18 protein-coding genes and 2 tRNA genes are annotated in these 19,725 nt (G+C 65.0%); 12 read left to right on the forward strand and 8 right to left on the reverse strand.

Features of this window, described 5'->3' with window-relative positions:
• Positions 1–33: 33 nt before the first annotated feature.
• From HAH_RS13900 to HAH_RS13925, 6 genes are read right to left on the reverse strand one after another with little or no spacing between them, the layout of a single operon-like run.
• Positions 34–459, reverse strand: coding sequence for a NusA-like transcription termination signal-binding factor (locus tag HAH_RS13900; RefSeq protein WP_004515442.1), 426 nt, complete (start codon positions 457–459; stop codon positions 34–36).
• On the reverse strand, positions 459–1,646 hold the full coding sequence (gene rpoA2, locus HAH_RS13905) for a DNA-directed RNA polymerase subunit A'' (protein WP_014041492.1): 1,188 nt from the start codon (positions 1,644–1,646) through the stop codon (positions 459–461). The genes HAH_RS13900 and rpoA2 overlap by 1 nt, the downstream gene beginning before the upstream one ends.
• 2 nt (positions 1,647–1,648) lie before the next feature.
• Positions 1,649–4,558: a DNA-directed RNA polymerase subunit A' gene (locus HAH_RS13910; RefSeq protein WP_014041493.1), complete on the reverse strand. Its 2,910-nt coding sequence runs from the start codon at positions 4,556–4,558 to the stop codon at positions 1,649–1,651.
• Positions 4,555–6,381, reverse strand: coding sequence for a DNA-directed RNA polymerase subunit B (gene rpoB / locus HAH_RS13915; RefSeq protein WP_023843439.1), 1,827 nt, complete (start codon positions 6,379–6,381; stop codon positions 4,555–4,557). The genes HAH_RS13910 and rpoB overlap by 4 nt, the downstream gene beginning before the upstream one ends.
• Position 6,382: 1 nt before the next feature.
• Positions 6,383–7,948 carry a DNA-directed RNA polymerase subunit B'' gene (locus tag HAH_RS13920; protein ID WP_004959113.1) on the reverse strand — a complete coding sequence of 522 codons (1,566 nt, stop codon included), beginning with the start codon at positions 7,946–7,948 and terminating at the stop codon, positions 6,383–6,385.
• A complete protein-coding gene (locus HAH_RS13925) occupies positions 7,948–8,175 on the reverse strand; it encodes a DNA-directed RNA polymerase subunit H (protein ID WP_004959115.1) in 228 nt (75 codons plus the stop codon). The genes HAH_RS13920 and HAH_RS13925 overlap by 1 nt, the downstream gene beginning before the upstream one ends.
• Before the next feature lie 276 nt (positions 8,176–8,451).
• On the opposite strand from HAH_RS13925, the gene HAH_RS13930 reads away from it, so the two are divergent.
• The 7 genes from HAH_RS13930 to HAH_RS13960 all read left to right on the forward strand — a co-directional run bounded on the left by HAH_RS13930 (position 8,452) and on the right by HAH_RS13960 (position 12,555).
• A tRNA-Asp gene (locus tag HAH_RS13930) sits at positions 8,452–8,524 on the forward strand.
• 51 nt (positions 8,525–8,575) lie between these two features.
• Positions 8,576–8,648, forward strand: a tRNA-Asp gene (locus HAH_RS13935).
• A gap of 432 nt (positions 8,649–9,080) precedes the next feature.
• Positions 9,081–9,734 (forward strand): hypothetical protein, encoded by a 654-nt coding sequence (locus HAH_RS13940; RefSeq protein WP_005537126.1) that lies wholly within the window; start codon positions 9,081–9,083, stop codon positions 9,732–9,734.
• Between the two features lie 117 nt (positions 9,735–9,851).
• Entirely contained in the window at positions 9,852–10,148 is a 297-nt protein-coding gene (locus HAH_RS13945) for a winged helix-turn-helix transcriptional regulator (protein ID WP_170832126.1), read from the forward strand.
• A gap of 74 nt (positions 10,149–10,222) precedes the next feature.
• Positions 10,223–10,711: a metallophosphoesterase family protein gene (locus HAH_RS13950; RefSeq protein WP_014041495.1), complete on the forward strand. Its 489-nt coding sequence runs from the start codon at positions 10,223–10,225 to the stop codon at positions 10,709–10,711.
• A 106-nt stretch (positions 10,712–10,817) separates the two neighbouring features.
• The gene (locus HAH_RS13955) at positions 10,818–11,591 is read left to right on the forward strand and encodes a coenzyme F420-0:L-glutamate ligase (RefSeq protein ID WP_014041496.1); all 774 of its coding nucleotides are present in this window, start codon (positions 10,818–10,820) and stop codon (positions 11,589–11,591) included.
• On the forward strand, positions 11,578–12,555 hold the full coding sequence (locus HAH_RS13960; protein WP_014041497.1) for a 5,10-methylenetetrahydromethanopterin reductase: 978 nt from the start codon (positions 11,578–11,580) through the stop codon (positions 12,553–12,555). The genes HAH_RS13955 and HAH_RS13960 overlap by 14 nt, the downstream gene beginning before the upstream one ends.
• Here the strand turns inward: HAH_RS13960 and HAH_RS13965 are convergent.
• Together HAH_RS13965 and HAH_RS13970 are read right to left on the reverse strand one after the other, a co-directional pair.
• Complete coding sequence (locus tag HAH_RS13965) at positions 12,512–12,730, reverse strand: hypothetical protein (RefSeq protein WP_014041498.1); 219 nt, start codon at positions 12,728–12,730, stop codon at positions 12,512–12,514. The two genes, HAH_RS13960 and HAH_RS13965, sit on opposite strands and share 44 nt — an antisense overlap.
• A 98-nt stretch (positions 12,731–12,828) precedes the next feature.
• On the reverse strand, positions 12,829–14,172 hold the full coding sequence (locus tag HAH_RS13970) for a tryptophanase (RefSeq protein WP_044952048.1): 1,344 nt from the start codon (positions 14,170–14,172) through the stop codon (positions 12,829–12,831).
• A 162-nt stretch (positions 14,173–14,334) separates the two neighbouring features.
• Here HAH_RS13970 and HAH_RS13975 point away from each other — a divergent pair, with 162 nt between their 5' ends.
• The 5 genes from HAH_RS13975 to HAH_RS13995 all read left to right on the forward strand — a co-directional run bounded on the left by HAH_RS13975 (position 14,335) and on the right by HAH_RS13995 (position 19,716).
• Complete coding sequence (locus HAH_RS13975; RefSeq protein WP_014041500.1) at positions 14,335–15,018, forward strand: class I SAM-dependent methyltransferase; 684 nt, start codon at positions 14,335–14,337, stop codon at positions 15,016–15,018.
• A gap of 73 nt (positions 15,019–15,091) precedes the next feature.
• Positions 15,092–15,361, forward strand: coding sequence for a DUF7573 domain-containing protein (locus tag HAH_RS13980; RefSeq protein WP_014041501.1), 270 nt, complete (start codon positions 15,092–15,094; stop codon positions 15,359–15,361).
• Positions 15,362–15,554: 193 nt separating this feature from the next.
• On the forward strand, positions 15,555–16,514 hold the full coding sequence (locus HAH_RS13985; protein WP_014041502.1) for an AAA family ATPase: 960 nt from the start codon (positions 15,555–15,557) through the stop codon (positions 16,512–16,514).
• Positions 16,511–17,485, forward strand: coding sequence for a DUF58 domain-containing protein (locus tag HAH_RS13990; protein WP_014041503.1), 975 nt, complete (start codon positions 16,511–16,513; stop codon positions 17,483–17,485). Before HAH_RS13985 ends, HAH_RS13990 begins: the two co-directional genes overlap by 4 nt.
• Complete coding sequence (locus tag HAH_RS13995; protein WP_014041504.1) at positions 17,482–19,716, forward strand: transglutaminase TgpA family protein; 2,235 nt, start codon at positions 17,482–17,484, stop codon at positions 19,714–19,716. The genes HAH_RS13990 and HAH_RS13995 overlap by 4 nt, the downstream gene beginning before the upstream one ends.
• The last annotated feature ends 9 nt before the right edge of the window (positions 19,717–19,725 follow it).

Consider the following 19,725-nt stretch of genomic DNA (forward strand, 5'->3'; position numbering starts at 1 on the left):
GGCGGGTCCGTGGACCCGCTCGAATCGCCTCGCTCAGGTCAGTTCGATGCCGTCGATTTCGAAGTGTCGCTTCGCCAGTTGCCGGGCGGCGTCGATGTTTCGGCCTTCGCGGCCGATAGCAGCCCCGCGGTCTTCCTGTGCCACTTCGACGTACGCGACGGTGTCGTCGTTCTCCGAGACGGTGACGTTGTACACCGCGGCCGGCGCGAGCGCGTTGGCCACGAAGTCCTCGGCCGTCTCGGCGGCTTCGACGAGTTTGACCTCGCGGCCGAGGCGCTCCTCGACGCGCTCGACCGTCTGACCGCCCGGGCCGATAGCGTCGGCCATCTCCCCGCGCTTGACCAGATACACCACCTGGTCGTGGTCCTCGTCGACGACGCAATCCCGGACGGTGACGGCTGCCTCGTCCTCGAAGAGGGCGACCAGTCGACGCGCTTCGTCCGAGAGTTCGACCCGCATCAGTCCTGGGTCGTGCCCATCCGGAGGTTGACGTCGCCGGTGCCGAGCTTGATCGGCTTCCCGACGATGACGTTCTCCGTGACGCCGTCGAGTTCGTCGACCTCGCCGTGGATGGCGGCGTCGAGCAAGTGATTGACCGTCACCTCGAACGCTGCACGGGCAAGCACGGAGTCTTTCGACCCCGAGATGCCGTGGCGGCCGATGGACTCGATGGTCCCCTCGTTGGTCATGATGTCGGCCACGAGCATCAGGTGCCGGACGTTCACGTCGTCGAGCCCCTGCTCTTCGAGCGTGTTCATCGTCTCGTTGATGAGCGTCTCGCGGGCCGCTTCGACGCCGAGTTCCCGGTAGATCTCGTGGATGTTGTTACACGTCGTCCGGGAGGCGTCGACGCCCTCGATGTCGAGCACTTCGCCGAAGTCCGACCCCTCGGTGTAGAGGACGAACTCCTCGCCGTTGTCAGTCTCCTCCTTGCGGATGACGACGCGGGTGATCTCCTCGATCCCCTTGAAGACGATCTCCCGCAACTCCTCGACCAGTTGTAGGAGGTCGCGGTAGCTGGGTTCCTCCGGGCCGAACTCGATGACCGTGCCGGCCTGCCGGGTCGAGACGCCGAGATTCGATTCGATGGTCTCGGCGATCTCCTCGGCGATGGCGTCCGTGTCGTTGACCGTCGGCCACCGCTCCAGCAGCGTGTCCTCGTTGAGGTCGATCTCGACGAGCATGTCCGCGACGTTCGTCGAGATGTCACCCAGCGCGAGGATGCGCGTCGCCTCGATCTTCCAGACGACCTCGTGTGCGCGCTCGCGGTCATCCGCGTACTCCTCGTCGAGGTGAACCGTCATCATCGGCGTGTCCGGCGTCTTCCGGGCGTCCACCAGCTCGATGAGCCGTGGCAGGCCCTGGGTCACGTCGATCTCGGCGACCCCCGCGTAGTGGAACGTGTTCATCGTCATCTGCGTTCCCGGTTCGCCGATGGACTGGGCCGAGACGGTCCCGACCGGGTCCAGCGGGTCGACACGCGTGTCGAGGTAGCGGGACTCGACGGCCTTGGCGATGCGGTCGGCGTCGTCGACGCCGACGCCCCGTTCATCGATGGTGCTGTACACTTCGTCTTTCAGCCGTCGCGGCAGCTCAGTGTCCTCGACGACGGCTTCGATGTCTGCTGATACGTCGTGTGCTGTCATTGTTAGTCGTCACCCTCGGCCATCCACCAGTCGTCCGCATGCTCCGAGAGGTTGGTCCGCTCGGTCCGCGTGCCGAGGAAGCTCTCTTTCTGTTTCTCGCTCTCGAACTCCTCGTCGAGGACGCTGTCGGCGATCTGCTCGACGTCGACGATGTCACCCTCCTGGTTCGAGGACACGTCGACCGGCGACGTGCCGTCCTCGCCGAACTCGAACTGAACGATGGTGTCGCTTGTGTCCCGGACGGTCCCGTCGTACTGCGTTTCGAGTTCTGACAGGGCGTTGATGAGCCGGCGCTGCAGGTACCCGGACTTCGATGTCCGGACAGCCGTATCGACCAGTCCCTCGCGGCCACCCATCGCGTGGAAGAAGAACTCCTTCGGGCCGAGCCCGGAGCGGTAGGACGCCTCCACGAAGCCGTGGGCGTCCGCCGAGAGGTCGTTCTCCTCAAAGTGGCTAAGCGTGCGGTTCTCGTAGCCGCGGTTGATCCGCTCGCCACGGACTGCCTGCTGGCCGACACAGCCGGCCATCTGGGTCAGGTTCAGCATCGACCCACGCGCGCCGGACTCGGCCATGATGACGGCCGGGTTGTCCTCGCCGAAGTGGTCCTCGGCGATGTCACCGGCGGAGTCACGCGCCTTGCCCAGCGTCTGCATGATCTTCATCTCCAGCGTCTCGTCGACGGTCCGACCGGGCAGCGATTCGAGTTCGCCGCGGTCGTAGGTCTCGATGAGTTCCTCGACGCGGTCGTAGGCGCTGTCGATGGCGTCGTTGATTTGCTCTTCGGCCTCCCGCGGGATGGACTCGTCGTCGATGCTGATGGAGAACCCGAAGTGCATGATCGACCGCATCGCCAGCGCCGAGACCTCGTTGACCAGAATCCGGGCGCGGGTCCGCGAGTAGTCCTTGGCGATGGTGTCGACGATTTCGCCGCCGAATGCGCCGACGGCGTCCTCGTCGATGGTGCCGCCAGTCATCTGGCCGTCCTCGACGACGACCGTGTCGCCGGCGGAGGACGTGAACTCCAGGTTCAGGTCGTCCGGCAGCAGTTCGGAGAACAGGGAGCGGCCGGTCCAGTACTCCTCGCCGTCCTCATCGACGCCGTCGGCTTCGGGCAGTTCGTCGATACGCGTCGCCCGGAGCAGGTCAAGCGCCTGCGTCTCGTTGAACTTCGGATTGGTGTGGGTCAGCAGGTAGGTCCCGCTGATGTGGTCCTGAATCGCGCCGATGATGTTCTCGCCGAAGCGCGGGGAGAGCATCTGTTCCTGCACGCGCATGAGGACGCGGGCTTCGGCCCGGGCCTCCTCGTTTTGCAGGGCGTGCATGTTCATCTCGTCCCCGTCGAAGTCAGCGTTGTACGGCGGACAGACCGTCGTGTTCAGCCGGAACGTCTTGTACGGCATCACGACGACCTCGTGGGCCATGATAGACATCCGGTGCAGCGACGGCTGGCGGTTGAAGATGATGATGTCGCCGTCGACCAGGTGGCGGGACACTTCCCACTCCGCTTCGACCTTCTCCGCGAGTTCCTCGCAGTTTTTCTCGGTCACCTTCAGCCGGCGGCCGTCCGGCCGCTTGACGTAGTTCGCGCCGGGGTGGGCTTCAGGCCCGTTGGAGACGTAGCGCCGCGCTTTCTCCAGGTTTCGCTCGGTGACGTTCATCGTCTGGGTCATCTCCTTGGCGACCCGGTCCGGCACGCCGACCTCGTTCAGCGAGAGCGTCGGGTCCGGCGAGATGACGGTCCGGGCGGAGAAGTTCACGCGCTTCCCGGACAGCGAGCCGCGGAAGCGACCCTCCTTGCCTTTCAGGCGCTGGGAGAGGGTCTTCAGCGGCCGGCCGGAGCGGTGTCGCGCCGGCGGCGTGCCCGAAATCTCGTTGTCCATGAAGGTGGTGACGTGGTACTGCAGCAGTTCCCAGAGGTCCTCGATAATCAGCTGTGGCGCACCCGCCTCGCGGTTCTCCATGAACCGCTGGTTGATGCGGATGATGTCCACAAGCTTGTGGGTGAGGTCGTCCTCGGAGCGCTGGCCGTTGTCCAGCGTAATCGAGGGCCGAGCCGTCACCGGCGGCACCGGCAGCACCGTCAGAATCATCCACTCCGGCCGGGAGCGGGCCGGTTTCATCCCCAGCACTTCGATGTCCTCGTCCGGGATGTCCTCGAACCAGTCCCGGATGTCGCTGGGCATCAGCTTGTTCATGTCCTCCTCGGTCAGGTCAACCGACAACGCCTTTTCCAGAGCGCGGCGGTCCTCCTGCCGGGGTCGGAACTCGCCGCTGAGAATCTCCTGCACACGGCTGCTGTCGATGCCGGTTTCTTCGGAGAGGTCGATCGGCGAGATCGGGTCCTCGGACTCCTCCATCGCGGCGGCGATCCGCTCGGGGTAGTCCGAGGCCAGCACGTCCTGCACCTCGTAGTAGGTGGTCGGCTTCTCGTGTTTGATGTCGTACTGCTTCTCGCCACAGAACGGACAGCGGTCCTTCTTGCGGGCCTGCCGGATGGCGGCCTTGGTCACGTCGTTGAGGTCGCGACCGAGGTCCTGGGTCCGTGTCAGTCGGTCAGCGAACTCGTCGCGCTCGTGCTCGTCGAGACAGAGCCGGGAGCACTCCCGGCAGGTCCCGCGCAGGAGTCGGCGGATGAGCTTCGCGAACCCGACGTGGATGACGGGCGCAGCGAGTTCGATGTGGCCGAAGTGGCCGTTACAGGAGCCGCTGTGTTTCCCGCAGGTCTTGCACTCCAGTCCGGGGTCGATGACCCCAAGCCGCGGGTCCATCAGCCCCATGTCGATGGGGAAGCCGTCGTCGTCGTACGTGTCGGCCGTGATCACTTTCGTGGCCGACATCTCGCGGTACTCCTCTGGGTCCATCAGCCCGAAGCTGAGCTGACCGATTTCCTGGGGTGTCTGTTGTGAGCTCATACTGCGTCCTCCAGTTCGATCCGCGGGGCGATTCCGAGCGCCTTCATCTCGTCGAGCAGGAGCTTGAACGCGTAGGACATCTCGACCTCGTGGATGTCCGTCTCCTCCTCGCAGTTCGGACAGTAGATGCGCCGTTGCTCGACGTTCTCGACGGCGGTCATCCCGCACTGCCCGCAGACGTTGATCCACTCGCGGTCGGACTCGTCGAGCAGACGCTCCTTGAGCGCCATCGCCGCGCCGTGCCCGATGAGCACGTCCCGCTCCATCTCACCCACGCGCAGGCCACCTTCGCGGGCGCGTCCCTCGGTGGGCTGGCGGGTGAGCACCTGCACCGGCCCGCGCGAGCGGGCGTGCAGCTTGTTCGAGACCATGTGGTACAGCTTCTGGTAGAAAATGTCGCCGACGAAGATCTCCGCATCGATCTTCTCGCCGGTAACGCCGGAGTACATCGTCTCCTTGCCGCTGGAGTCGAAGCCGTGGTCTTCGAGCGAGCCGCGCAGTTCCTCCTCGTCCTCGCCGGTGAAGGCGGTGCCGTCGACGCGGCGGCCTTCGAGCGCGCCGACTTTGCCGCCGATCATCTCGAGGATGTGGCCGACGGTCATCCGCGACGGCAGTGCGTGCGGATTGATGATGAGGTCCGGGACGACACCCTCCTCGGTGAAGGGCATGTCCTCCTGCGGGGCGATGTGGCCGACGACACCCTTCTGGCCGTGCCGTGACGCGAACTTGTCCCCGAGTTCGGGGATGCGCTCGTCACGCACAGAGACCTTCGAAAGTTTCGAGCCGTCCTCGCCTTCCATCAGCGTGACCGTGTCCACGACACCGGATTCGCCCGAACGCATCGTCACGCTCGTCTCCCGGCGCTTCTGGGGCGAGAGACCGCCCATGTCGTCCGGCTCTTCGAGGAACCGGGGCGGGCTGGTCTTGCCGAGCAGGACGGCGTTCTCGCCGACCTTCGTTTCGGGGTTGACGAGGCCATCGTCGTCGAGGTGCGTGTACGCTTCCTCGCCGCGTGCGCCACGAACCTCGTCGTCAGGAATCTCGAAGCGGTCCTCCTGACCGCCGGGGTAGCGCCGTTCCTCGCCCTCGTAGGTACGGAAGAAGTGTGAACGGGCGAGCGCGCGGTCGACCGACCCCTGGTTCATCACGAGTGCGTCCTCGATGTTGAAGCCTTCATAACTCATGACGGCGACGACGAAGTTCTGTGCCGCCGGGCGGTCGTCGTAGCCGATCTGTTCGGTGGTCTGGGTCTTGACCATCGATAGCTGCGGGTAGTGCAGCAGGTGCTGGCGCGTGTCCGGGCGAATGCGGTAGTTCGCCGACGGCAGGCCCAGCGACTGTTTAATCATCCCCGACCCCATCGTAATCCGGGGCGAGGCGTTGTGTTCGGGGTACGGAATCATCCCGGCACCGATACCGAACATCAGCTGCGGGTCGACTTCCAGGTGCGTGTGCTTCTCCGTGAGTTCGTCCTCGTCGACGCCGACGAGGATGTCCTCCTCCTCCTCGGCGTCGATGAACTCGACGAGGCCACGCTCGACGAGTTCCTCGAATTCGAGCTCGCCCTCTTTGACCTGCTCGACCTCCTCGTCGGTCATCAGCGGTTCGCCGTCTTCGACGACCAGCAGCGGGCGTCGGGCACGGCCAGCGTCGGCGTTGATGATGACTTCCCCGGTCCGGTTCTTGACCGAGACGTTGACCATCTGGGAGACGTCCCCCCGTCGTCGCGCCTGTCGTACCTGTTCTGCGAGCTGTTCCGGGTCGGGATGTGTCCCAACCAGACTACCGTTTACGTATACTTTGGCTTCGCGTCCCTGACTCATATTAATCGTCCGCGGGCTGCTGTTCGATCGACTCGATACCGGGGATGCCCTGGACCCCCATCTCTGCGAGTTCCTGTTTGAGACCCTGCGGGTCCGACACGTCCTGTGACAGCTCCATCGCCTGGGCGAAGTTCTTCACCAGCCCACAGTTCGGTCCTTCCGGCGTCTCGGAGGGACAGATGCGACCCCACTGGGTCGCGTGCAGGTCCCGTGCCTCGAAGTGGGGCTGAGAGCGACTGAGCGGCGAGCGCAGTCGCCGGAGGTGTGACAGCACCCCCATGAAGTCGGTCCGGTCGACCAGCTGGCTCACGCCGGAGCGGCCGCCGACCCAGTTCCCCGTCGCGATCGGGTGCTCCAGCCGCTCGGTTAGCACGTCCGAGCGAACGACTGTCGAAACGGAGAGCTGTCGGTTCCGCATGTTGGCCCGTTCGAGCTGGTACTTCACGTCCCGGGCGAGCTTGTTCAGCGCCGTCCGGAACAGGTCGGTCATCAGGTCGCCGCTGACCTTCAGCCGCTTGTTGGCGTAGTGGTCCTTGTCGTCGGATTCGCGACGGCCCAGTGCCAGTTCGAAACACGCCTCGGCCATCCGGCAGAGGTAGAAGGCCTTGTTGATACGGACTTCCTCTTCCTCGACGCCTTCCTCGTGCAGGTGCGGGAGGAGATAGCGGTCGATGACGTAGTTGGCCCGCTTGAGCTGGTAGTTCTTGCCCTGCCCGGAGGCGACACGCTTGCCCAGCGTCTCGATGGCTTCCTCGGTCGTCTGGACCTCGGCCTCCTCCAGGTTCTCCAGCATGAACTTCACGATTTCCGGGTCCTCACTGACGCGGTGGACGATCTCCTCGTCCGACTCCAGCCCCAGCGCGCGGACCAGCGTGACGAAGTCGATACTGCCCGAAACGGACGGGAACGAGACTTCCAGCAGCCCGTCCCGGGTCCGTTCACACAGCACCAGCGCGCGGTAGCCACGGCGCTGGGAGAACGTCTTGGCGACCTGCACCTCGTCGCCGTACTTGGTGTCGTACTCGGCCAGAATCTTGTTCGGGGCGAGGTCCTCACTGGTCATCAGCACCCGCTCGGAGCCGTTGACACAGAAGTAGCCACCGGGGTCTGCAGGGTCCTCGCCGATGTCGATGAGTTCCTCGTCGGTGAAGCCCGCGATGTTACACTTGTTCGACCCGACCATGATGGGCATTCGCCCGATCTTGGTCTCCGTCCGGTCGACGACTTCCTCCGGCTCCTCCTCACCGCCGCGGACGATGGCCATCTCCATGAACACCGGCGCGGAGTAGGTGATGTTGCGGAGGCGGGCTTCCTGCGGGTACAGCAGTTCCTCGCTGCCGTCGGCCTCGCGAACCCGTGGAGTGACGACGCGGACGTCGCCCAGTTCGACCCACACCGGTTCCTGCCCTTCCTTGTCACCGATGTCGGTCTCGATGGTCTCTTTCTCGTCGACGACCTGCTGCATCCCCCGGTCGAGGAAGGCGTTAAACGAGCGGAAGTGGTGTTCGGCGAGCCGTTCCTTGGCGAAATATTCACGCGATATAGCGCGGCGATCTTGTGTGTCCATTATTCTACCACCAGTCGATACACGACGGCTTCGTCCGTCGTTCGAGAGTCGCGGACGATCCGAACCACGTCACCGACTTCGGCATCATCGGGCAGCGCCTTGTCGGTGCGCTTGATCTTCGGAAGGTCCGTCTTCTTGATTTCATACTCCGTGAGTACTGCTTCGAGGTCGTCCTCGTCGACGACACTGTGGTCTGGGACGAGGTCGTGTTGACTTACATCTACCATGTGTGTGCGTGTGCGTTTGGCCTGCTGCTGGAGAAGGTGGCTGTCACGAGATACTACAGGGCCGTACTGTCGGGGTGCATATAACACTTACCAAGTCGCTCTGCCGTGGCTATCGGACCCGTCCACCCTCGCGGACTGCGGGCGTGGTTGCTCCTACCAATCACATGAAGCAGACCGGACATAGAACTTTGGGTCCCGTCATGTGCACTCATCACGGGGCGGATTTCTTTGGAAAGTCTTAATACCGACACCAAGGTACGAAGAAATGCAACGAAGGCCCGGATGGTGTAGTGGCCCATCATACGACCCTGTCACGGTCGTGACGCGGGTTCAAATCCCGCTCCGGGCGTTCCTATTGCGACCCAACTGACGAGCACCGTGCAGTGTGTGCTCGTAGGCTGCCCGGATGGTGTAGTGGCCCATCATACGACCCTGTCACGGTCGTGACGCGGGTTCAAATCCCGCTCCGGGCGTTTCTCTGAATTTGACTCGGTGAGCGACGCGTTTCATCGCGTCGTGATCGCTCACTCCGTTCCGGGCCCCCGTTTCAGTGGCTGTCCAGCAAGCAGTAAACACCGCTTACTGGTCGATAAAACGGCATATACTGATATTACACGCCCGGCACAATAGCAGACGTCCGGGGAAGTGCCCCCTTGGCCTGTCATAGTGTCCGTCCACCGGGGTCGGACGTGCTATCACTTCACGCGGGATGGCATATGTTTTGTGTTGGTTGTAATACTGTCGGCTGTAACTATTTCAAGATATTCGCCACCTCAGGGTGGCGAAATTCTTCACAGACGTACAGCCGACAGTATAAGCCGTGCGGATTAGCGGCTGCCAGTAAGCCGTGCGGATTAGCGGCTGCCAGCGACAAACTGTTTACGAGGCCCCGCAAAAGAGGGGCCATGGAGGACGTGGATGGCGAGGAAATGCCCGGCGCGATCGTCGAGGCGTTCCTCGAACGCGAGGAGGGCGTCCGGGCGCTGCTTGAGGAACTGGAGAAGCTCACTATCGAGGGCCGTCACGAGGAGGTCCGCGACCGCGTTCGCAATCTGGCCGACAGCGACGAGTCAGTGTTTTACACCGTAGCGTTTAGCCTCACCAACTCCCGGCAGTTCTTTGGCGACGTGGAGGCACAACTGGACGTGACCGCCGCGGACCGGCTTCGGGACCTCGCCGACACGTTTCCCGCGCTGGCCGAGCCGTTCAACATCGTCCGAACGGAGCGGGCGGACGACCGCCTCAATCCGGTGACGGACACGAGCTACGCCGTGAGCTACCACCGCGGGGTCGAGTCGCCGATGGTGACATACAGCCCGCTGTCGGGCGAACAGGAGCTGTACGAGTCCCGCGGAACGCCAAGCGAGGTGTTGCGGGTGGCGTCTGACCTCACGAGCGCGACGACCGACGCGCTGGACGTGGCGATGGATAACGACTACTCGGTCAACACGGAGGAGCTGAGCGCGCTCATCGACCGCCGTGAAGAACTGGAGACGGAGCTGAGCAAGCTCCGGGACCAGCTCGACGAGCTTCGCCGGACGCCGGTCTCGGACGAGTAGCGACTGATGGTTCACATAGGCAGAGAGCGGTACAGAAGGACAACCCGCGTCGCAGTGCCGCAACTGAGGCGTTTATGTGTCGTGGCCGTAAAAGCACAGATACGATTTGCTATGGGAATGGACCGACTGGAAGATCAGGTCGAGAAGGAGGGGCGGGACCTGTCGATCCTCGAAGCCGTCATCGAGAACGGGCCGATCGGTATCGTTCGGCTCGCCGAGGAGACAGGGGTCCCGAAACACAAGGTGCGGTACTCGCTGCGGATGCTGGAAGACGACGAACTCATCGAGCCGACGCCGCAGGGAGCGATTCCGGTGGACAACATCGACGAGCGGGTCGCAACAATCAATGGCGGCATTGATCGACTGGTCGAGCAGTTGGACGGACTGCGGGACGTGTTTTCGTCCACAGAGTAGCGCCGCCACAGCGATCGGTCGGCACCCGTTTCCGTGGCAGAAACCCTTTTTGAACGCCGACGCGATGGATTTGTATGGATGTCGCTCTCATCAGCGATTCGCACATTCCCTCCCGGGAACACGAAATCCCGCCGTCGTTCCGGGAGCGCATCGAAGTCGCGGACCACGTCATCCACGCCGGTGACTTCGACAGCAAGGGGGCGCTCGCTGACATCCGCCACATGGCGACGGGGCTGACCGCCGTCTCGGGCAACATCGACCCACAGATCGGATTGCCGGAGCGGGCGACAGTCGAACTCGGCGGCGTCACGTTCGTCGTGACACACGGCACCGGGTCGCCGCGGGGCTGGGCGGACCGTGTCGCCGCTGCGGTCCGCGACGAGGCCGACAGCAGTGCCGTCGGCGTCGCCGGCCACACCCACGAACTGACGGACACTGTCTACGAGGGTGTGCGGCTCCTGAACCCTGGCAGCGTCACGGGCGCATCGCCGGCCAGCCGACCGACGATGCTGACGGCGACGGTCGAGGACGGCACGCTCGACGTGCACCAATACGAGCTGTAAGGCCTCGGCTGTCGCGGTTCGCTCCCGCGTACCGGCAGCTGTTGCCACTGTTGGCCGGCTTTGCAGCGAACGCGGGTCTTTTTCCCGCAGGGACCGCAGGAACGGTATGGAAGTCTTCGCGGTCGAAGGGTTGCCCGAGGTCCGCCCCGGGGACGACGTGGCGGGGCTGCTCGTCGAGCAGGCCGACCTCCGGGACGACGACGTGATCTGTGTCGCCAGCACTATCGTTTCCAAGGCCAACGGACGCGGCCGGTCGCTATCGTCGTACGAGCCGAGCGCGCGTGCCGAGCGCATCGCGGCGACCATCGAGGACATCGCCGGTGAGGAGAAAGACCCGCGAATGGCACAGGCGATTCTCGATGAGTGTACTGAGGTGCTGGTCGAAGCCCCCTTCATCCTCGGCGTGACGGAGTTCGGGCATATCACCGTCAACGCGGGCATCGACCGCTCGAACGTGCCCGGCGCGGACCTCCTCTTGCTCCCCGAGAATCCGACGGCCGAGGCCGAAGCCATCCGTGCTGGCATCCGCGAACAAGCGGGCGTCGAACCCAGCGTTATCGTCACCGACACGTCGGGGCGGCCGTTCCGACTCGGCCAGCGCGGCGTCGCACTGGGCTGGGCCGGGCTCCCTGCCTCTCGGGACTGGCGGGGCGAACACGACCGCGACGGCCGCGAACTCGAAGCCACCGTCCAGGCCGTTGTCGACGAACTCGCCGCCGCGGCCAACCTCGTCACCGGCGAAGGCGACGGCGGAACGCCCGTCGCAGTCGTCCGCGATTTCGACTTCGGCGACCACGCGGGCAGCGAGCAACTGTTCCGCGACCCGGAGAAGGACGTAGTCAGACAAGCACTCAGAGACTGGTCTCATGTACGCGATTGAACTCACCCCGGAACATCCGGTCGCACAGCTCGCCTCGTTTGCCGAACAGGCCGAATCGAACGCGCTCGACGCCGTGTACGTCAGCCATCACTACAACAACCGCGACCAGTTCATGTCGCTGACCGCGATGGCCGAACGGACCGAAGAGATACTGCTCGGTCCCGGCATCGCCAACCCCTACGAGACGCATCCAGTGACGCTGGCCTCGCGGGTGGCGACGCTGGAGGAACTGAGCGATGGCCGGGCCGTCTTCGGTATCGGGCCGGGAGACAAATCGACGCTCAGCAACCTCGGCTTCGACCACAACGACGCCCTGCGTCGCGTGCTTGAGACGTTCACGACGGCCCGGAAGCTCTGGGACGGCGAGCGGGTCGACCACGACGGGACGTTCGAGGCCGTCGACGCCGGGCTGAACTACGAGGTCGGCGATATTCCGGTGTACGTCGGTGCACAGGGGCCACACATGACCCGGATGGCGGCGAAACACGCCGACGGCGCGCTGTACAACGGCGCGCACCCGAAAGACCTCGCGTGGGCACGCGAGCAAGTAGAAGAGATGGCCGACGAACGGCCCGAGGAGTACGGCGAGTTCGACCTCGCGGCCTACGCCAGCGTCTCGGTCGCCGAGGACGAGGCCGAGGCGCGGGAAGCCGCCCGGCCACCGGTCGCGTTCGTCGCCGCGGGGTCGCCGCCGCCGGTGCTCGACCGCCACGGCATCGACCACGACGCCGCCGCCGACATCGGGGCGGCGATTTCGGCCGGCGAGTTCCCGGCCGCGTTCGAGGGTGTGACGGAGGCGATGCTGGACGCGTTCTGTATCGCCGGAACGCCGGAGACGGTGGCCGAGCGCACGGCAGAATTAGAAGAATATGCCGACAGTATCGTGTTCGCGTCGCCGCTCGGGCCGGACGTCGAGACGGCTATCGATTTGCTTGGGGCGGTCCTCGACCGCCGGAGCCACTGAACAGCGACAGCACGGCCCCCAGCGACAGGTACCCGAAGAAGACGACCGAGACGGTCGTGATGACGGCACCGACGGCGAGCATGAGTGCCGCCAGCGGGTCGTTCAGTGCCACGTCGATGAACCAGCCGGGCATGTCGATGATGCTCTGGAGCAGTTCCGACAGCAGTCCTTGCATTACCTGAACGTTAGCGTGGCCCTACTTTGTGTTTGCGTTCCCGGCCACAACGTGGTTGCTCGTGGGTCGCTGTCGTCCGGGGCCACGGGCGAACGACCCTACGCAACGGGCTCGAGTTCCGCTGAGAAGTGTCTGAGTTCTTCCATCGGTGGCTCCCAGACGATTTTCAGGCCAGTGTACTCGTCGCGACAGTCGCGAACGCGAGCAGCGGTCTCCGCGATGTGTTCCAAGTGTTCGCGCCAGTACGTCCGGCGAGGAAGGGCGAGCCGAACGAGTTCTGGGCGGTCGGTCCCGGGGAACGCAAACGAACCGAGTTCGACTGTCCGGACGCCGCCTTCGCGGTAGAGTTCGCAGACGAGCCGCTGCCCGGGGAATTGGTCGGCGGGGATGTCCGGGAGCAGGGCGGCCGCATCGATGTAGACGGCGTGGCCGCCGGTCGGCGTGACGATCGGGATATCGCGCTCACGCAGGAGGTCGCCGAGGGTCGCGACTTGTTCGATCCGCTCGGCGACGTACGGCGGTTGGACCGCTTCCCGCAGACCGGTGGCCATCGCTTCAAGATCACGACCTGCGAGGCCACCGTAGGTCGGGAATCCTTCATACAGGATCGCGCGCTGTTTGCACCGTTCAAACAGGGCAGCGTCGCGGACTGCGGTGAACCCGCCGATATTTGCGAGTGCGTCCTTTTTCCCACTCATCGTGATTGCGTCCGCGGGACGCAACTGCTCGCGAGCGATCTCACTGAGTGGCGTATCGGCGTATTCGGGGTCCCGTTGCTTGATGAACTGTGCGTTTTCGGCGAACCGGCAGGCGTCAATGACGAACGGTACGTCGATTTCCGTGGCGAAGGCGGCCGTCTCGCGGATGTTCGCCATCGACACCGGCTGGCCGGCGGCGGAGTTGTTCGTGATCGTCAGGACGACAGCCGAGACGGCGTCCTGCCCGTACTCCTCGACAGCGTCCCACCCCCGATCTGTGTCGAAGTTTCCGGCAAACGTCCCGACGCTATCAGTAGTCAGGTCTGTCTCTGCCGGGCAGTCAACCGCGATAGCGCCCTGGTTCGTTACGTGTGCGCGGGTGGTGTCGAAATGCGTGTTGTTGAGCACGACGTCACCCTCGTCCAGTAGCGCCCCGAACAGGACGTTCTCCGCGCCGCGGCCCTGATGTGTCGGGACCACGCGGTCGAATCCCATCACGTCAGCGACCGCCTCACGGAAGCGTTCGAACGAGCGCGAACCGGCGTAGGCCTCGTCCCCGCGGACCACGTCCGCCCACTGGTCGTCGCTCATCGCGCCAGTCCCCGAATCAGTCAACAGGTCGATAAAGACATCATCCGCAGCGAGGTTGAAGACGTTGTGTCCGGCTTCGCTGAGCGCGGTCTCACGTCGCTCACGGGGCGGAAGCTGTATCGACGTTACCGATTTAGCCTTGTACGAGCGCATGCTGTGTCGCAGTACGCCGATTGACTTATTCCCCATCTGATATTTTGTGTACAGAGGTGGGCTGAGATGTCCATCACCAGACGGGTACGGCTATCGGTGGACACGTCTTTCTGGCAGGCTAAAATAGCGGGCATTTTGAGGCCAGAACTGCTGGAGGGACGTATGAGCGTTCGCGAGGAATTCGACGCGTGGGCGGCCGAAGGCAAAGACAGAGGGATGGAAGACCGGCACTGGCACACCGCCAAGCACGTCCTCGCCCGGATGCCGGTCGAACCGGGCGACACGGTACTCGACCTCGGTACTGGCTCGGGCTACGCGCTCCGTGCGCTCCGTGACACCAACGACGCCGGCCCCTGCTACGGGCTCGACGGGTCACCGGAGATGCTCCGGAACGCCCGCGAGTACACGGACGACAACGGTATCGGGTTCCTGCGTGGCGACTTCGACGCGCTGCCGTTTGCGACCGACAGCATCGACCATGTGTTCTCGATGGAGGCGTTCTACTACGCCAGTGATCCGCCACACACCCTCGAAGAAATCGCGCGAGTGCTGCGACCGGGCGGGACCGCCCACATCGCGGTGAACTACTACGAGGAGAACGTCCACTCCCACGAGTGGCAGGAGTTCATCGACATCGAGATGACCCGCTGGAGCGGCCCGGAGTACCGCGAGGCCTTCCGTGAGGCCGGCCTGGCCGTTGCGTCGCAGGACACGATCCCCGACCGCGAGGTGGAGATTCCGCCGGCGGATGCGTTCCCCACGGACGAGTTCGAGACCCGCGAGGCGATGGTCGAGCGCTACCGCGAACTGGGGACGTTGCTGACCGTCGGCGTCGCCACCGAATAACGAGGTAGGCATCAGAGCACGGCGTCGGAACGACCGACAGGGTATTTTGTGACCGCAACCAAAACCAGGGTGTATGGCCGAAGACGCCTCGCTGGAGGACTTTCTCGACGATAGCAGCGAGAGCGAGGACGAAGGAGCGGACGGCATGTCGGCGAGAGACGATACTGCAGAGACAGAAGGCGAAACCACCGACTCCGCAGCCTCGTCCGAGGCGGTCGACCCGGCCGTGACGACGTACGCGTGGTCGCCCGAGGGAGCGGCATGTGACGAGTGTGGCGAGGTCGTCGAGCGCCGGTGGACACAGGACGGGCTCCTCGTCTGTGGGGCCTGCAAGTGCTGGTGAGCCCCGCTACCGGCCACAGAGCGGATGTGTGTGGACCTCACGCATCCACAGAGTTACATGCCATCACGCCGTAGACGCGGCTACAACTGAACGGCCCGGAGGATGTGGCACCCACACAAGACACTTACTGGTCGACAGGGCAGACTATCCCACCAGTCCCCGTGCCAAGCCGTCGTCCCACGAGACCGCGACTATGACAGACACTGACACCTCACGCAGTCAACAGTCGGACAGTCCCCTCCGTGACGCGACACGCGTCGCCAATCAGGTGATCGAGAACGTCGAGCAGGTCATCGTCGGACAACACGACGCTATCGAGCACATCGTGACGGCGGTGCTCGGCCGCGGACACATTCTACTTGAGGACGTCCCCGGCGTCGGCAAGACGATGCTGGCCCGCTCCGTCGCGGCCTCCTTCGACGGTGAGTTCAAGCGCGTCCAGTTCACACCGGACCTCCTGCCGACCGACGTGACCGGTGTCAACATCTACAACCAGAAGACACAGGAGTTCGAGTTCCGGCCCGGCCCGATCTTCGCCAACGTCGTTCTCGGCGACGAAATCAACCGCGCCCCGCCGAAGACACAGTCGGCGCTGCTTGAGGCGATGGAGGAACAGCAGGTGTCCGTCGACGGGACCACACATCCCGTGCCACAGCCGTTTACCGTCATCGCCACGCAGAACACGGTCGAGCAGAACCGGGCCTACGACCTCCCGATGGCTGAACTCGACCGGTTCATGACGAAACTCCATCTGGGCTATCCGAACGAAGCGGCAGAGACGGAGATGCTGGGTGACGTCGTGGGGCAGCACCCCATCGAGGAACTCACGTCGGTCGCCACCCTCGAAGCGCTGTCCGCCGCTCGGGAGACGGTGGCCGACGTGACCGTCGAAGAGCCCATTCGCTCGTACGCGACCCGGCTGGCGCGGTACACGCGGGAGAACGCACAACTGGGCGTCAGCCCGCGAGGGAGCATCTCGCTGCTGCGGGCGGCACAGGCCCGGGCCGTCCTCGACGGCCGCAGCTACGTCATCCCCGACGACATCCAGACGGAAGCGCCGGTTGTCCTCCCGCACCGGATCCGCACTGAAAGTAGCGAGCAGAACGCCCGGGAACTCGTCGCGGAGGCACTCGATACCGTCTACGTCGAATGAGACCGACGCGCCGCGGTTTCGCCGTCCTCGCCGTCGCCGTTGCCGCCCTCCTCGTCAGTGCCAGATTCGGCCAGCCCGGGCTCACTGCCGTCGCCGGCCCGCTGTTCGTCGGCGTGTTCGCCGCCGCCGTGCAGGTTCGCTGGAGCGGCGCGCCGACTGTCGAGCGGAGCCGCCTCCGCCGTGGCTTTCCCGGCGAGACGAAGCTGGTCGAGTTCCGCGTCGACGGCAGCGGCATCGCGACAGTCACCGACCGGCTCTCCGAGGGGTTAGAGGGGGAGACGACAGTCACTAAATCCCTGCCCGCGACGGTGACCTACCGAGTCACCTACACGGCCCGGGGCGAGCAACAGGTCGGCCCCGTCGAAGCGACGGTGACGGACGCACTGGGACTCATCAGAGAGCGCTACACCATCGAGAGCAAGGCCGACGTACTGGTGTATCCGCCCGTCTACCGACTGGGCGGCACGGACGCGTTCGCGCGGACGTTCACACCGGAGAACGAGGACCGGCAGTCGTTTGACCGACTGCGAGAGTACGTCAGCGGCGACTCCTTGCGGAACGTCCACTGGAAGTCAAGCGCCAAGCGCGAGGACCTGTTAGTCAAGGAGTTCACTGACAACCGGAGCGACCGGACCCTGCTCGTTGCCGCGGAAGCCCAGCGGGGCCACGCCGACGAGATGGCCGCCGCGGCGGCGACGATCACGATGGCCGCGCTGGAGAGTGGTCTCGCCGTCGAACTCGCCGTCCCGAACGGCGCGGTCGAACAGGGGTACGGCGACACCCACCGAACGCGACTGCTCGAACTGCTGGCCCGGGCTGACGCGGGCCAGACCGGCCGGACAGACGACGCCGACGTGATTGTCACAGCCAACGGCGACGGGGTCACGGTGTCGGTCGACGGCCGCCGCCAGTCCTTCGCTGCTGTGACCGCCAGTCGGGACAACCCCATCGCAGGCGAGGTGAACGGATGAGCGCCGTCGTCGTGGAACGAATCCGCCGCCGAGTCCCGTGGAGCGGGTCACGAACGTTGGCGCTGCTTGCGGCGGCGCTGGCCATCGGTGCGCCGCTGCGGACGATGTACTATCTCAGCGACGTAGTCGGCGACCCGACTCTGTTTCTGGCGCTCACCGCGCTCTCGCTCGTCGGTGCGACGCTGCTGGCTCGCGTGCTCAGACCGCCCCTCGCGGTCGCTGTCGGCGCAGTGCTGTTCGCCGGCGGTCTCGGTGCGTACATCCTGAACCTCTCGACGAACCCGGCAGTGACAGAACTTCTGGGCGACACCGCCGCTCTGCTGACCGGACGGTCACTGCTCCAGATTGCCAAGGTCAGGCTGTGGGTGCTGTCGTTCGCGCCGGCACCGGTGTTTCTGACCTGGTACTTCGCCTTGCGGCGCTGGTACGTGACGGCGACGGTGGCGGCCGGCACGGCGCTGGCGTTCTTCGCCCTGACGACCGACGCCGGCGTGGTGACGACGCTGCTGGGCGTGGTCGGCATCGCGGCGACCATCGGCTTCGGGACGCTCGATACGCTGTCGGCGGACGAGCCGGCGGACCTGACGAAGCGACCCGATGCGATGTCCGGCAGCAGCGAGACGGGACAGACGGACGACGACAGCGAGGGCATCGACGCCGGGCGGCGAGCCGTCCTCGAACAACTGGCGGCGATAATCGTCGTCCCGGCGGCGCTCTCGCAGGTCCCGATCACCCGGGATAGTTTGCTGTCGTACGATGATGGGTCGGACGGCCAGACCGTCGAAGGGAGCCTCTTCGACGCCGGGGAGTCCCTCTCGGTGCTCGGGAGCATCTCGTTGACGCCGGAGATACGGTACACGGTCGAAAGCGAGGAACCGCGCTACTGGCGGGTCGCCTCCTACGACCGCTACACCGGCAACGGGTGGGTGCGGACGGGGAACCCCATCCCGTACGACGACCAGCGCCTCGACTCTCCTGAGGGAGAGACCCGGACACTTCGACAGGAGTTCCGGGCGGAGTCGACCATCGGGACCGTCCCGGCCGCCTGGAAGCCCGTCCGTTACTCGGGGGAGCCGTCGGTACTGGTCTCCAGCGAGGGCGGGTTCCAGCCTAACGGTACGCTGTCGACGGGCGACAGCTACGAGGTCAGGAGCGAACTGCTCGTGGCGACGCCCGACGGGCTGCGCGGGGCCGGCACTGACTACGACGACGCGACCGCGGAGCTGTACACTCAACTCCCCGACAGCACGCCGGATCGGGTCGCCGAACGGACGTCCATCCTCACCGCGAACGCCGAAAACCCCTACGAGACGGCACTGGTCGTCGAGCGGTGGCTCCAGGAGAGCAAGGGCTACTCGCTGGAGGTCGACCGACCCGACTTCAACGTCGCCGACGCCTTCCTCTTCGAGATGGACGAGGGGTACTGTGTCTACTTCGCGACGACGATGGTGACGATGCTCCGGACACAAGGCATTCCAGCGCGCATGACCGTCGGCTACACGTCCGGCCAGCGAATCGACGAGAACCAGTGGGTTGTGCGCGGGCTCAACTCCCACGCCTGGGTCGAGGTGTACTTCCCCGACCAGGGCTGGGTGCAGTTCGACCCGACGCCGTCCGGGCCGCGCGAGGCGGTCAGGCAGCAGCGTATCGAGGAGGCGAGTTCGGACGAATCGTCACCCACTGTCGGCGACGACAACCCGGTCGAACAGTACACGCCATCCGACACGTCGACACCCGCCCCGCTGACCGAGACCGACGAAACCGAGGCCGAGCCGACTGAGACACCAACGGCCACAGAAACCGACACGCCAACCGGCACTGCAAGGGAGCCGGGCACGGGCGACGATGCGGGGCCGAGCCTGCCGGACCTCCCGTCACGCGAGGAGATGACGCTCGGCGTCGTTGCACTGCTCGGCATCGCGGCGGGCGCGCGTCGGTCCGGCCTCAGCGGGCGAGCCTACCGGGCAGTGTGGCTGCGCTACCAGCGCCGCGTGGACCCCGAGACCGACATCGAGCGAGCGTTCCAGCGGGCCATGTACGTCCTTGCGACGGAACACCGGGACCGCGAGAGCGGTGAGACAGTCCGGGCGTATCTCGACGCGATAGAGGCCGACGACCGGGTCCGTCGGCTGGCGGCGCTACGGGAACGACTCCGGTACGGCGGCGAGGTCGACGAAGCGGTTGCCGACGAGGCCGTCGAAATCGCTGATAGAATCGTCTCCGCCCGGTAGTCCCCGACA

Origin of the sequence: Haloarcula hispanica ATCC 33960, assembly GCF_000223905.1 — an archaeon.
Lineage (GTDB): Archaea > Halobacteriota > Halobacteria > Halobacteriales > Haloarculaceae > Haloarcula > Haloarcula hispanica.

Bases quoted from the DNA above. Each gene is read 5' to 3' on its own strand.
- HAH_RS13975 (WP_014041500.1), top strand. From the start codon at position 14,335: ATGAGCGTTCGCGAGGAATTCGACGCGTGGGCGGCCGAAGGCAAAGAC.
- HAH_RS13920 (WP_004959113.1), bottom strand. From the start codon at position 7,948: ATGGACACACAAGATCGCCGCGCTATATCGCGTGAATATTTCGCCAAG.
- HAH_RS13900 (WP_004515442.1), bottom strand. From the start codon at position 459: ATGCGGGTCGAACTCTCGGACGAAGCGCGTCGACTGGTCGCCCTCTTC.
- rpoA2 (WP_014041492.1), bottom strand. From the start codon at position 1,646: ATGACAGCACACGACGTATCAGCAGACATCGAAGCCGTCGTCGAGGAC.
- HAH_RS13925 (WP_004959115.1), bottom strand. From the start codon at position 8,175: ATGGTAGATGTAAGTCAACACGACCTCGTCCCAGACCACAGTGTCGTC.
- HAH_RS13940 (WP_005537126.1), top strand. From the start codon at position 9,081: ATGGAGGACGTGGATGGCGAGGAAATGCCCGGCGCGATCGTCGAGGCG.
- HAH_RS13910 (WP_014041493.1), bottom strand. From the start codon at position 4,558: ATGAGCTCACAACAGACACCCCAGGAAATCGGTCAGCTCAGCTTCGGG.
- HAH_RS13955 (WP_014041496.1), top strand. From the start codon at position 10,818: ATGGAAGTCTTCGCGGTCGAAGGGTTGCCCGAGGTCCGCCCCGGGGAC.
- HAH_RS13945 (WP_170832126.1), top strand. From the start codon at position 9,852: ATGGACCGACTGGAAGATCAGGTCGAGAAGGAGGGGCGGGACCTGTCG.
- HAH_RS13995 (WP_014041504.1), top strand. From the start codon at position 17,482: ATGAGCGCCGTCGTCGTGGAACGAATCCGCCGCCGAGTCCCGTGGAGC.
- HAH_RS13985 (WP_014041502.1), top strand. From the start codon at position 15,555: ATGACAGACACTGACACCTCACGCAGTCAACAGTCGGACAGTCCCCTC.
- HAH_RS13965 (WP_014041498.1), bottom strand. From the start codon at position 12,730: ATGCAAGGACTGCTGTCGGAACTGCTCCAGAGCATCATCGACATGCCC.
- HAH_RS13950 (WP_014041495.1), top strand. From the start codon at position 10,223: ATGGATGTCGCTCTCATCAGCGATTCGCACATTCCCTCCCGGGAACAC.
- HAH_RS13980 (WP_014041501.1), top strand. From the start codon at position 15,092: ATGGCCGAAGACGCCTCGCTGGAGGACTTTCTCGACGATAGCAGCGAG.
- rpoB (WP_023843439.1), bottom strand. From the start codon at position 6,381: ATGAGTCAGGGACGCGAAGCCAAAGTATACGTAAACGGTAGTCTGGTT.
- HAH_RS13990 (WP_014041503.1), top strand. From the start codon at position 16,511: ATGAGACCGACGCGCCGCGGTTTCGCCGTCCTCGCCGTCGCCGTTGCC.
- HAH_RS13960 (WP_014041497.1), top strand. From the start codon at position 11,578: ATGTACGCGATTGAACTCACCCCGGAACATCCGGTCGCACAGCTCGCC.
- HAH_RS13970 (WP_044952048.1), bottom strand. From the start codon at position 14,172: ATGCGCTCGTACAAGGCTAAATCGGTAACGTCGATACAGCTTCCGCCC.